Below are 12,680 nucleotides of genomic sequence, written 5' to 3' on the forward strand. Positions count from 1 at the left end.
GGGCTCTGGCGCAATTTCTGTGGCGTCAGCAGTCTTCCGCCACGTAGAGCATGCGGCGCCCCGGCTCGGTGCGGAATTCGTGAGCCAGGCAGCGCCCGGTCGATCCGCTTCCACCAGGTCCCCTGTAGTCGTTTTTGATCCGGTCCCAGAGTGCCGAGCGTTCGGTTTCGGTCGTGGGACGCGGTCTGATGCCGCCCATGTCCGCCCACACCACTGATGTGGCGGCGTCCTTGATGAGTCGGCGCACGATGCGGAGGTCCACCCGCCTACGGTGGAGCACCCAAGCGGTGCCCTGTTCGTCGAGGAGTGTCACAGGGTCGTGCAGGCTGTCAGGGTTCGCGGGGAAGGACTCCATCCGCCCAGCCTTCCACCGAGGCTTCCGCCGGCCTGCGGCTGGGTGACGCGGTCGACCAGCCCCTCGGCACGCAGCCTGGCCAGCCTGCGCCTCGTCTGTTCGAAGCGCGCCGAAGGGGCGATCATCCGGTGCATCTGCTCGGTGGTGGCCATCCGGTACTGCGTCAGCACGCCCAGCGCCAGCCGGTCTCCGCTGCCCGCGTCCACGCCGATCATCACGGATCTGCTCGCTTCCCGTCCGGTGCGGCACCGGCTTGTCCGGCGCCGCGCGTACCGGTCACAGCAGCAGCCAGCCCTCACCAGAACCCCGACCACGAAGGCCCGACCACGGTCACGAAGCGACAACGCCTCCGTGGACCAGGCTCACATCCCTTCCGACAACCCGGCCGACAACCGTCCGCACCCACTCCCGCACCCGCCCGGGAACGCGCAGGTCACCACGCTGGTGCGGCCGTGGTGGGGAGGCCGACATCCCCTCTACGCCCCCGGACACGCCCCACAGCAGGAAGAACAAGGAAAGTGGGTGGGTGGGACAGGTCCCGGGCGGCGGGCGAGGGGATCGGGCGCCGGCGGTGCTCCTCGCGCGTCGGCCGGGGCCGCCGCGCTGCGCCGCGTCAGAGCGGCGCCGTCAGACGGGCGACATCGGTGGGGAAGAGGTCGGGGCGGGCGCGGTGCCGGCCTGCAGGGTGGCACCACCGGCCGGCAGCGTCGCGTGCGACGTCGACTTTTATCACCAGCTCGGGTTCCACCAGCGTGACGTCCAACGTTTCCCGGCTGCCCCACCCGACGCTGAACGACCAGCCTGTCCACGGATGACCGCCCCGTCCCGGAGCGAGTAGGCCAGCGACCGCCGCACCTGCCGCCTGGGCGAGGGTGGTGGTGCGGCCCGACGTACTGAAGGCGGCCTTGGTCGTCGTACCTGCCGAGCAGCAGCGTGCGGGGAGTGGCCAGAGGGCCGGTGACTGTGCCGACGATCGCCTCGCTCGTCTCTCGGACCTTGTATTTCTGCCAGCCCCTCACCGAGGGCCGGTAGGCATCGTCCAGCCTCTTGAAGATCACCGCCTCCATCCCGACCGTCGACCCCGTCAGCCACTCGCGCACGACGTCGGCCTCTGCTGTCGACGGGCACAGCGTCCACGGCGCCGACAGTTGGCGGGCGGCGAACACGGACTCCAGCGCGGCCCTGCGCCGCCGGTACGGCCAGCCGGTCGTGTCCGCGGGGCGGCCAGGCCGGGTCACCAGGGGCGGGGGGCCGGGCCGCTCGCGCCGGGGAATGGACGTCCGGCGCCACAGCTCGCAGGACCTACCGGGACTGGATCGGGTCAGACCCGGGGCTTGCCCAACGGGACCAACTCTTCAGTTCAGGATGGCGGAGAGGGCGCCTGTCACGGCAGCAGCAAGGGTGAGGACTGCCGCGAAGGCGGCGGCGGACCGCATCAGGGCGGCCGGGTATGTGGCGCCGTCCAGACGGGCTAGCTTGCCGGTGCCGGCGGCTACCAGCAACGCGACGAGTACCACCAAGACGACGGCGAACAGTACAACAGCGACACTCGACACCACGAGCTCCCAGAGGACGGTGGGACATTGACGTGACCCAAGGTCCCGGAAGCGGTGTTCGCCGTGGTTCAGCCGGGCGAAGATGAACATCGGCGAACACACCGAGCAGGAGACGGTCGGATGCACGACGGGCGTACGAAGCGCGAGGCCGCGCACGTCGAGTTACGCCGCAGGCTGACCGACGGTCTGGCTTTGGCTGGACTGACCAAGACGGCACTCGCCCGCAGAGCAGCGTTGGGCCGTACCACTGTGCAGCTCGCGTTCCAGGCTGATGCTCCCGCACCCTCGGCTGAGACCGTCGCTGCTCTGGCTCGCGCCTTGCGGCTGCCAGAGCAGCCATTGTTGGATCTGCGCAGGACCGCGTCGGGGGACGACGACGAAACCGTCTTCGCTTCAGGTCTGGGCAAGCGAATCAGCGAGTGGGGCCCGCATCAGTTGGAGGTGCATCCGGCCGGGCCTCTTGGACGTGGGTATGCCTCCCACCCTGTGTCGGCGCTACCTCGATATGTGCCACGTGACCATGACCATCTACTGGCTGACGCAGTGCGAGATGTCCAGCAGAGCAAAAGCCGGATGGTGGTCTTGGTCGGCTCCTCGTCCACTGGCAAGACACGAGCGTGCTGGGAAGCGGTTCAACCTCTTGCCGATCAAGGATGGCGATTGTGGCACCCCTTCGACCCCACGCGCGCAGAGGCCGCTCTCGCCGATCTCGTGCGTGTAGAGCCGTTCACGGTGGTGTGGCTGAACGAAGCTCAGCACTACCTCGGCGCCATGGAAAGCGGCGAGCGGATCGCAGCCGCCCTGCACAGCCTGCTCACTGAACACGAACGCCAGCCAGTGCTCATCTTGGCCACTTTGTGGCCGGAGTACGCGAATCGGTTCACTGCCCTGCCTGGTGCCGGCGCCCCGGACCCCCATAGTCGAGTGAGGGAACTGCTCGCTGACCGCATGCTCTCCGTCCCAGAAGCCTTCAACCAAAGGGCTCTGCGGGCAGCGGCCGCTTTTGCTAGGGATGGAGACCGTCTCCTGGCTGATGCCCTCAGCCGGGCTGGCGGTGATGGGCGTGTGACACAAGACCTCGCGGGGGCGCCGGAGCTGCTGCGCCGGTTCGAGCACAGTTCGCCCGCGGCGAGAGCGGTCCTGGAGGTCGCCATGGACGCGCGTCGTCTCGGAGTGAGCTTGAACCTTCCACAGGCCTTCCTCGTGGATGCCGCGATCGACTACCTCAGTGAGAACGACCATGCCCAGCTCAGCGAGGACTGGGTACAGGCCGCATTGGCTGAACTTGCCCATCCGGTCCACGGGAAGCAGGCTCCCCTTCGCCACACTCCAGTCCGCCCCAAGCGGCGCTCGCCTGGCAGTCTTACGCAATCCGCTCTTCCGTCACCTCCGGAAGAGCCTGTGTTCCGGCTCGCCGACTATCTTGAACAGCACGGCCGGGCTACACGCGGCCTCGTCTGCCCGCTCGCATCGTTCTGGGACGCTGCGTACAGGCACCTCATGTCGGCGACGGGTGAATCGTGACCCTCTGACGGCGGATCAAAACTGACCCACTTCGTGGTCTTCTGACCAACCTGATCTTGATCGAAGGTCAGGAGAAGAGGGTGATTTCCGTGGAGGACTGGGCAGAGATCCGCAGGCTGCACCGGGCCGAGCAGATGCCGATCCGGGCGATCGCCCGGCAGCTGGGCATCTCGAAGAACACCGTGAAGCGGGCCCTGGCCACGGACCGGCCGCCGGTCTACTCGCGGCCGCCGAAGGGCTCGGCGGTCGACGCGGTCGAGCCGCAGATCCGGGAACTGCTGAAGCAGACCCCGACGATGCCGGCGACCGTGATCGCCGAGCGGATCGGCTGGGAGCGCGGGATGACCGTCCTCAAAGAACGCGTACGCGAGCTGCGGCCGGCCTATCTGCCCGTCGATCCGGTCTCGCGCACGACGTATCAGCCCGGCGAGCTGGCTCAGTGCGACCTGTGGTTCCCGCCCGTCGACATCCCGCTCGGATACGGGCAGAGCGGCCGGCCTCCGGTGCTCGTGATGGTGTCCGGCTACTCGCGGATCATCGCCGCGCGGATGCTGCCCACCCGCACCACCGGCGACCTGATCGACGGGCACTGGAAGCTTCTGACCGGCTGGGATGCAGTGCCGCGGATGCTGGTCTGGGACAACGAGGCCGGGATCGGCCGGGGCAAGGTGACCGGGGACTTCGCTGCGTTCGCGGGCCTGCTCGCCACCCGGATCTATCTCTGCCGGCCTCGCGATCCCGAAGCGAAAGGGCTGGTGGAGAGGGCGAATGGCTATCTGGAGACCAGCTTCCTTCCCGGCCGCACCTTCACCGGGGCCGATGACTTCAACACCCAGCTGACTGCCTGGCTGGCCGTCGCCAACCGGCGCCAGCACCGCACCCTGGGCGCCCGTCCGGTTGACCGGTGGGAGGCCGACCGGGCCCAGATGCTCGCCCTGCCGCCGGTCGACCCGCCACGCTGGTGGCGTTTCGCGACCCGCATCGGCCGCGACCACTACATCCGCGTCGACACCTGCGACTATTCCGTGCACCCCTTGGCCATCGGCAAGAAAGTCCAGGTCCGCACCGACACCGACGAAGTCATCGTCACTCTCACCCCCGGCGGGGCGGAAGTCGCGCGCCATCCGCGGTGCTGGGCCAAGCAGCAGACCATCACCGACCCGGACCATGCCCGCGCCGCCGCCCTCCTGCGCGGCGACTATCGCCACCACCAAGCCTCCCAGGCCCTCGCCGCCCGTGGGCAAAACGCTGCGACAGCCAGTGATCTCGTCGAGGTCGAGCAGCGCCAACTCGACTCCTATGACCGCATGTTCACCCTCATCGAGGGTGGCGGCGGACACGACGAGCCGGAGGTCTCCTGATGCCCGCCACCACCAAGACCGCCGCCGCGGACAAGCCCAGGACGGGCCGTCAGACCGCCGCCGACCTGTCCTTCCTCGCCCGGGCGATGAAGGCCCCGGCCCTGCTGGACGCTGCCGAGCGGCTGGCCGAACGCGCTTTGAAGGAGACCTGGACGCACACCGAGTTCCTCGTCGCCTGTCTCCAGCGGGAGGTCTCCGCCCGTGAGTCCCACGGCGGCGAGGCCCGCATCCGCACCGCCCGCTTCCCCGCGATCAAGACGATCGAGGAACTCGACGTCACCCATCTGCGCGGCATCACTCGCCAACAGCTCGCGCATCTGGGCACGTTGGACTTCATCGCCGCGAAGGAGAACACCGTCTTTCTGGGACCGCCGGGCACCGGGAAGACGCACCTGGCGATCGGGCTCGCGGTCCGCGCCTGCCAGGCCGGTCACCGGGTCGCGTTCGCCACTGCCGCCGAGTGGGTCGACCGCCTGGCCGCAGCCCACCACGCCGGACACCTCCAGACCGAGCTCACCAAACTGTCCCGCTATCCGCTGATCGTGGTCGACGAGGTCGGCTACATCCCCTTCGAAGCCGAGGCCGCGAACCTGTTCTTCCAGCTGGTCTCGAACCGCTATGAGAGAGCGAGCGTGATCGTCACGAGCAACAAGCCCTTCGGACGCTGGGGCGAGGTCTTCGGCGACGAGACCGTGGCCGCCGCCATGATCGACCGCCTCGTCCACCACGCCGAGGTCCACTCTCTCAAAGGCGACTCCTACCGCATGCGCGGACGCCAACTGGGACGCGTCCCCACCGCGACACACGACACCGACTGAACACCGGCAACCAGACCCGGTGGGTCAGAACTCGACCGTCCAAACTGGGTCAGGATTCAGCCGCCGCCGACACCTCACAAGGCCCGAAGACCTCAGATCGCTTGCTCAAGCAGCCAATGCGCGTGCGCGCTTCCAGTGGGCCTACTACCTCCTCTATCGCAGTGGTGAGGTCGGCAGCACGAGCGCCTTTATCCAGCTTGCGCGCCAACGTGCCGCGGTTGGGGAATCTGACGGGGCCGAGGCTCTCTATCGCAAAGCCGCTGAGGCTGGCGACATCGATGCTCTGATCACGCTTGCGCAGCATCGGGCAAGGACTGGAGACCATGAGGAGGCTCTGGAACTTGCCCAGCGAGCCGCTGATGCAGGGGACGCCACTGCATTTCATAACCTCGCACTCCTTCGCGCCAGTGCTCGGGATCATGACGCAGCCGAGGCCATCTACAGGAAGGCCGCTGATGCCGGTGACATCCAGGCTCTCGTCAAGCTCGTCTGGCTGCGCGAGGAGGCCGGAGATCATGACGAAGCTGAAGCCCTCGCCCAGCAAGCCGCCCAAGCGGGGGACACCGGCGCCTACTTCAGCATTGCCCTGCTACGGAGGCGGCTTGGAGACCGCGATGGCGCGGAGGCCGTCTACCGGCAGGCTGCCGAGATGGGAGACGTTCACGCACTGATCGCACTGGCGCGAGTCCGAGAAGAAGCCGGCGACGTTGGCGCGGTCGATACTTTGGCTGCCCGTGCTGCTCAAGTCGGCGACGCGCCGGCCCTCACTGCACTGGCGGAGGATCGGGCAGAGACTGGGGACCACGAGGCCGCCGAGGCGCTTTACGAGAACGCCGCAGATGCGGGCAGTGCCCCAGCGTTGTTCCGATTGATGCAGATCCGGGAAGTAGCCGGCGATTATGAGGGAGCGGAGGCCTACGCCCAGCGAGCCGTTGACGCCGGCGACAACAGCGCATTCTTCGACCTCATGCGAATCCGGGAAGTAGCCGGCGATTATGAGGGAGCGGAGGCGTACGCCCAGCGAGCCGTTGACGCCGGCGACAACAGCGCATTCTTCGACCTCGCGCTGTGGAGGGAAGAAGCTGAGGACTATGACCGGGCTGCGCGTCTCTTCCGTCGGGCAGCCGACGCCGGCGATGCCAGAGCGATCGCTCACCTAGTGCAGATCCGGGAGGAGGCTGAAGACCATGCCGACGCCGAAGCTCTCGCCCGAGAGGCGGCTGATGTCGGCGACGCGAGCGTCCTGGTCGTCCTCGCTCGGCTACGGGAGGAAGCCGGAGCCCACGATGATGCGGAAGCCCTCGCAGGGCAAGCCGCAGACACCGGTGACACCAGCGCCCTGTTCTACCTTGCTCTCCGTCGTGAGGACGCCAGAGACTACGACGGAGCAATGGCCTTCGCCCAACGGGCTGCTGAGGTCGGCGACACACAGGCCCTGCTGTCCCTGGCAAGAGCGCGAGGGCACTCAGGTGACCGTGACCGAGCGGAGGCGCTGTACAAGCGTGCGGCCGAGGCCGGTTCCGTCGCGGCATTGACAGCCCTCGCACGTCTACGGGAAGCGGCTGGAGCCCATGTCGAAGCCGAATCCCTCGCCCAACAGGCTGCCGACGCCGACGACACCAGCGCCCTCTTCGACCTCGCTCTGCGACGAGAGGAAAGTGGAGAGCATCTGCAGGCCGAGACCCTCGCTCGGCAGGCTGCCGACGCGGGCGACACCAGCGCCCTCGTGGACCTAGTCCGTCTTCGAGAAGCAGCCGGAGAACATGAGAGGGCTGAGTCACTCGCGCAGCAAGCCGCCGAAGCCGGTGACGCAAGTGCCGTCTTCGACTTGGCCCTTCGACGAGAAGAGTCCGGTGAGCACGACCGAGCAGATGCCCTCTACAAGTGCGCGGCCAAAGCCGGACTCGCTGCGGCCCTAACCCACCTCGCGGGTATGCGAGAAGAAGCCGGGGCCCATGCCGAAGCCGAGGCCCTCGCCCAACAGGCTGCCGACGCCGGCGACACCAACGCCCTCTTCGACCTGGCCTTGCGACGAGAGGAAACTGGCGACCGAGAGGGGGCTGAGGTTCTGGCCCAGCAAGCAGGTGCTGGGGGCGACACAAGCATATTGATCGCACTGGCACAGCTGCGTCGCGCTCAAGGCGACCAGGTGGGAGCAGACGCCCTCGACCGGCAAGCCGTCAACGCCGGCGAGCTGAACCACACTGGGCTCAAAGATCGCTGGCCGTACGGCTTGGACGCTGACGGCGAGCCAAGTCCCCCCTGGACCGCGGCAATCGCCAGCGCTGTAACCCACCCAGTGGACGCGTCGGCGGACTAGAGGGCTCCCGTGACCGCAGGAACGAACACAGCGCCCGCCCGCGCATCCAGCCCGGCACCGGCAGCAGCGGCCGGACCTCGGCCCACTCCGCGTCCGTCATGTCCGTCGGGTACCGGCGCTGCCGTTCGGGCCGGTCGGCCGCGTTGCCGTACACGTGCGCGAGGCAATCACACGTTGGAGCGGCCGAGTTGGACCGTCCGGCCATCGACACGGAAGACTGCAGCACAGGGGCCTCCTGTTGCTCTATGGATTCGACACCCACGAGCTGTTCAGGAGGCCCCGCCTTCATGCTCTGGCCACGACAGGATCACCCGACCGGGAATCCGCGTTCGACCGCCACCGCTCAAAATCGAAAAGACAACAGCTTCTACGTGGCTCCTGGGTGCGATGTGTCGGCTTCGTGTCAGTGAGAGCGTGTCAGTCACGGTTGAGTGGGAGAACTGTGTACCTGCTGGTCGTCGGCCTGTGGCTGGGGGCTTGCCACTGACACGGCGGTGGTACTTCGCGACCTCGCGGCTGTCATGGGGTGGTACATCCCCAGCTGGGTCACTGCCACGAAGCCGGCACATCGCAACCCGCCAGCGCGAACGCGCGATGAAAGGCATCCGCTCCGTCGGCGCGGCCCAGCGGTTCCTGTCCGCATTCAGCGGCATCTCACCCCCACTTCCGGCCCCACCGTCACCTGATGACCGCCTCCGACCACCGCGCCGAGATGACCATCCGCTTCGCCGTCTGGGACCACGTCACCGGAGTCGTCGCCACAGCCACCACGGCCTGACCACAGGCCGGCACCCGGGCCCCACCACGCTCCGACGCGCCATCAGGCACCCACACACACAGCAACGTGACAACGCCCTCAAAAGCCATACCCGGTGTCTCTGGGCCTCTGGACCTTACGATGGCCCGTCCAACCCACGAACAAGTTAGGACCGCTCAACTTTGAAGACCCACTTTGGCGAGGAGGTCGAGGATCAGGACTGGCTGCTCGGTGAGTTCACCCGTCGGCGCGGCGGGAAGCCGTGTCACGGGCGTGAGGCCACGTCCTGACATTGAGTGTCCCGGTCGGTGCCGCTCAGCCTGCGCTACCCTCCGCGGACGGTGGCGCCCCGGGAGACGAAGCCGCGTGCGAGCTGAGGGAGCCTGGCGGCCTCGAAAGCGCTGTACATCCCGCTCGCGACGAGTTGGAACTTGACGCCCTCGCGGCCATCGGGGCGCTCGTAGCCGTCGGGGAGGAATCGGCGGTAGTGCTCGCTGGCGCGTTGGAAGAACTGCGGGCGCTCGGCGCGGGAGAGGCACCCCTCAAGATTGAGAAGGAAGAGGTAGTGACGAATCATGCGAGTGAAGAGAAAGGGAGCCAGAGCGTCCAGGGCGGTGCGCTCCTGCAGCAGACCGAAGCTCTCTTCGTACCTGGCGAAGACGTCGAAGTGGGTGCCGCCTGGCGCGTCTGCGGGGTGTTGGGTGAGCCGGCGGCGGATTTGCACGCAGTTCCATCTCAGAACGCCGATCCGGTCAGCGGCGAGCATGGCGCGGTGGACGGCCGAGACCTCCTCGTAGAGACCGTCGGGAAATGAGAGGTGCTGCCGGATCCACATGTCGCGGCGGAACAAGCGGTCCCAGGAGTAGGCGGGGGCACCGAACAACTCAGGCAGATCGATCGGGGCGAAGGACTCACGCCCCTGCTGGGCAATCAGCTCGGCGGCGGCACCGTGCCAGGAGCGACGGTGATGCAGACGCGTATGCCCGAAGAGAAGAACGTCCGGCTCGTCTGTAGCTTGCAGCTGGTCGGCCATGGCCTGAAGTGTTGTACCCCCGACGATGTGATCGCTGTCCAGGAACAGCAGGTAATCACCGGCGGCGTGCTCCGCGCCTGCGTTACGTATCCGGCCGATGCCGACGACACCCTTCAAGCGCACGACGGACACGCGCCCGTCACGCTGAGCGTAGTCATCCACCACGTTCGCAGGGCACTCAGGCGACTGGTCCAGGACCGCGACGACCTCCAGATCCCGGAAGGACTGGTTCAGGATCGAACGCAGGCAGCTCTCCAGCTGACCCTGCAGGTCGTGAGCGGCGACTATGACGCTGATCATTGGGGATGTGCGCATGATCATCGAAACATAGGTCGGCAGCTCAAGGCATGACAAGCTATCGGACGTGAGGGTCTGGTGCACGACCGGGTGACATCTGAACTGGCTTGCCCTGTGGGGCGGGTCGGAAGGATGTCGCTGTGCCCAAGCCTTATCCCGAGGAGTTCCGCGGGGACGTCGCGCGGGTCGCGAGGAACCGCGGTCCGGACGTGACACTCGAGCAGGTGGCCGCCGACTTCGGCTGTGAGGTCTCACTGATGTTGCTGCGAGCGCCTTATCGTTGACCTGCGCCCCCGCAGGTAGATTGCGACGGGTTTTGCTACGTTGGCAGGCCGTTTGATCTGCGGTGCTGCAGGTCGGATGCGACGGCCGCATATGGATTGAGAACGGGGCGCGACCACCCGGATCCACGCACCGTTTCCCGTCGACATCGATCCCGCCGGGCTCACCCGCCAGTAGCCGGGCACCGCCGCAGTGAGAGCCAAGGCGACCGATGACCTGGAAAGGACCGCCCCGCAACGCGCGGCAGCCATACGTTGCCGCGCTATGAACTGGATCTCGAACGCACTGCTTTCACGAAGGGCGTCGTCATATGCGTCTGATGACCAGCACGGCCACGTCGTCGAGGTGGTCCACCGCGACCGCGGCGTCGAGGATTCGGTCAGCGATCGCCTCGGCGTTCAGCCCGTCGTGGAGGGCTTGGGCGGCCAGTGTTCCGGCTCGCTCCAGGCCGTCGTCCAGTGTGAGGCCCGGTCCTTCGACCACACCGTCGGTGACCATGATCAGCGCGGTGCCCTCCTCGAGCGTGAAGGTCTCCTCGAGGTAGTCGGTGCCTGACAGGACTCCCAGCACCGGACCGCCCGGCAGTTCGCGGATGTCGCTGCTGCCGTCCTCGCGTATGCAGAGCAACGGCACATGGCCTGCGCTGGTGCCGGTGACCTGTCCTTCGCGTGGGCCGATGTAGAGCATGGTGCAGCTGGCGAATCGTGCCGCGTTCATCGTGACGAGCAGTTCGTTGGTGCGCGTCAGCACGGTGGCCGGCTCCGGTTCGTGTGGGGCGATCGCGCGGATGGAGGTGCGTACTTGTCCCATGAAGGCAGCGGCATCCACGTCGTGTCCTTGGCTGTCGCCGATCTCCAGGGCCACCGCACCGCCGGGCATCACGAAGGCGTCGTACCAGTCCCCGCCGATGTCGAGCCCGTCGCGGCTGGGCCGGTAGCGGGCGGCGACCTCCAGGCCCGGGAGATGCTCGGGCAGCGTGGGCAGCATGCTCTGCTGGAGCGCCGCGGCCAGGTCGACGCGGGCCTGCTGCAATCGGATGCGTCTGAGTGCCTGGCCTGCCAGGTCGGCCAGAGTACTCATGAGGGCACGTTCGTCCGGGGGCGAGTGGTGCTCGCTGTCGTAGGTCACCGCCCAGGCCCCGAGCGGCTGGTCGCCGACCGGACTGAGCGGGGCGATCGAAATGGCGACGAAGGAGCCGAGCCACGGAATACTGGCTGTCTGCGGCCAGTCGCGTATGAGTTCTTCGTGATTGGGGATGAAGTGCGGCGTGCCGGTTCGGATCGCACAGGTCAGCGGTTGCGATTCATCCAGAGACACGCCTTCCATGGCGTCGGCCTGCCGCGGGTCGATCCTGGCATCGGAGGAGGCGTGCAGCCGCCCTGTCTCACCGTCGAGGAGCGTAAGCACGGCGCCCGTGCCGCCGAAGGTCGCGGCGACCCGTGTCAGGACGACCTGCTGGAGTTCCTGCTCCGTGGCGGCGGTGATCAGGGCGGCGGAGAAGGCGGCGATCTCGTCGGCACGCTGCCGCTCTGCCCAGAGCGTGGCCAGCGCTTTCTGTCGGCCCGCCTCGAGGAGGGTGTCGTCGCGGATCACCCCGAAGACCTGTTCAGGGCCGCCATAGCCCAGCTGGATCCGACGGGTCTGGCAGGCGATGTGGTTCCACCCGTTGTTCTCAGCACGGAACCGCAGGCTGATCCAGGAGGACTGGGCTCCGGTCGAGCGCACGAGCCGTCTCAGGGCCTCCCGGTCGCCTGGGTGAACCCGCCGGACCACCCTGGCCAAGGACGTCGAGGCATGCGGGAACAGCGAGGCCAGCGCGGGTGCGCCCCCCAGCCAGTCCAGCCGGCGCTTCCGGGGTTCGTACATCCACAGGCCGAGGTCCGCGGCTGCGGCCGCCAGCCGGAACGGGATCAGCAGGCCGCCCGGGTCGTTTCGCGCGTCCACCGAGTGCACCCACACCAGCCGCTCGCGACTTGCGGGATCCTTCACCGGCCGGGCTTCGATGAGGCTGACCACGGACGCTCTGTCCGGTCCGGAGAACTCCAGCACACGCATCGCGACCGTCTTCGTCGTGGCCCCGTGTATCAGCAGGCTCTCGGCCGAGGCTCGCTGCGTTTCGGGCAGCAAGTCGAGAAAGTCGTAACCTACGCACTGCTCCGCCGGCCTGCCCAGCGTCGCGGCCATCGGGGCGTTGAGGGAGTGGATGGTGCCATCTGGCGTCAGAAGAGCCGATGGGGTGGCCCAGCGAAGGAATTCGTCCCAGGTATCCATCTGCCGCTCCCTGACAATCCTCGAGCGATGGCCCAAACGATCCTTTTCCATCGTATTGCGGTCTTTTCGCTGAGCCGCTCGGCGTGGCGGGCAGCCCCTGCCGCGC

The 12,680-nt window shown here is 67.4% G+C and carries 10 protein-coding genes and 1 pseudogene; 5 read left to right on the top strand and 6 right to left on the bottom strand.

All coding sequences use genetic code 11. The features are described 5' to 3' along the window. Nucleotides 1-25: 25 nt before the first annotated feature. The 3 genes from OG798_RS54230 to OG798_RS54240 all read right to left on the bottom strand — a co-directional run bounded on the left by OG798_RS54230 (nucleotide 26) and on the right by OG798_RS54240 (nucleotide 2,001). Entirely contained in the window at nucleotides 26-262 is a 237-nt protein-coding gene (locus OG798_RS54230) for a hypothetical protein (RefSeq protein ID WP_328755817.1), read from the bottom strand. Between the two features lie 47 nt (nucleotides 263-309). Then, on the bottom strand, nucleotides 310-570 hold the full coding sequence (locus OG798_RS54235; RefSeq protein ID WP_328755815.1) for a replication-relaxation family protein: 261 nt from the start codon (nucleotides 568-570) through the stop codon (nucleotides 310-312). A 1,140-nt stretch (nucleotides 571-1,710) separates the two neighbouring features. After that, complete coding sequence (locus OG798_RS54240; RefSeq protein WP_328755813.1) at nucleotides 1,711-2,001, bottom strand: hypothetical protein; 291 nt, start codon at nucleotides 1,999-2,001, stop codon at nucleotides 1,711-1,713. Between the two features lie 30 nt (nucleotides 2,002-2,031). On the opposite strand from OG798_RS54240, the gene OG798_RS54245 reads away from it, so the two are divergent. The 3 genes from OG798_RS54245 (at nucleotide 2,032) to istB (ending at nucleotide 5,614) form a co-directional block, all read left to right on the top strand. After that, nucleotides 2,032-3,435, top strand: coding sequence for a helix-turn-helix domain-containing protein (locus OG798_RS54245; RefSeq protein ID WP_328755812.1), 1,404 nt, complete (start codon nucleotides 2,032-2,034; stop codon nucleotides 3,433-3,435). 80 nt (nucleotides 3,436-3,515) lie between these two features. Next, nucleotides 3,516-4,796, top strand: coding sequence for an IS21 family transposase (gene istA, locus OG798_RS54250; protein WP_328755811.1), 1,281 nt, complete (start codon nucleotides 3,516-3,518; stop codon nucleotides 4,794-4,796). Next, nucleotides 4,796-5,614: an IS21-like element helper ATPase IstB gene (istB, locus tag OG798_RS54255; RefSeq protein WP_328755810.1), complete on the top strand. Its 819-nt coding sequence runs from the start codon at nucleotides 4,796-4,798 to the stop codon at nucleotides 5,612-5,614. The genes istA and istB overlap by 1 nt, the downstream gene beginning before the upstream one ends. Before the next feature lie 49 nt (nucleotides 5,615-5,663). Here istB and OG798_RS54260 read toward each other — a convergent pair whose 3' ends face one another. Continuing rightward, on the bottom strand, nucleotides 5,664-6,167 hold the full coding sequence (locus OG798_RS54260) for a hypothetical protein (protein WP_328755808.1): 504 nt from the start codon (nucleotides 6,165-6,167) through the stop codon (nucleotides 5,664-5,666). Between the two features lie 96 nt (nucleotides 6,168-6,263). On the opposite strand from OG798_RS54260, the gene OG798_RS54265 reads away from it, so the two are divergent. Then, a complete protein-coding gene (locus OG798_RS54265; RefSeq protein ID WP_328755807.1) occupies nucleotides 6,264-7,934 on the top strand; it encodes a tetratricopeptide repeat protein in 1,671 nt (556 codons plus the stop codon). Between the two features lie 564 nt (nucleotides 7,935-8,498). Further along, nucleotides 8,499-8,712 (top strand): annotated as a pseudogene (locus tag OG798_RS54270) (IS6 family transposase); the annotation flags it as partial. Nucleotides 8,713-9,016: 304 nt separating this feature from the next. Here OG798_RS54270 and OG798_RS54275 read toward each other — a convergent pair. Both OG798_RS54275 and OG798_RS54280 read right to left on the bottom strand, forming a co-directional pair. Further along, entirely contained in the window at nucleotides 9,017-10,105 is a 1,089-nt protein-coding gene (locus OG798_RS54275; RefSeq protein WP_075033438.1) for a glycosyltransferase family 2 protein, read from the bottom strand. A gap of 504 nt (nucleotides 10,106-10,609) precedes the next feature. Then, nucleotides 10,610-12,574, bottom strand: a complete 1,965-nt coding sequence (locus OG798_RS54280; RefSeq protein WP_267059821.1) for a SpoIIE family protein phosphatase — start codon at nucleotides 12,572-12,574, stop codon at nucleotides 10,610-10,612. Nucleotides 12,575-12,680: the final 106 nt, after the last annotated feature.

Source organism: Streptomyces sp. NBC_00271, assembly GCF_036178845.1.
Lineage (GTDB): Bacteria > Actinomycetota > Actinomycetes > Streptomycetales > Streptomycetaceae > Streptomyces.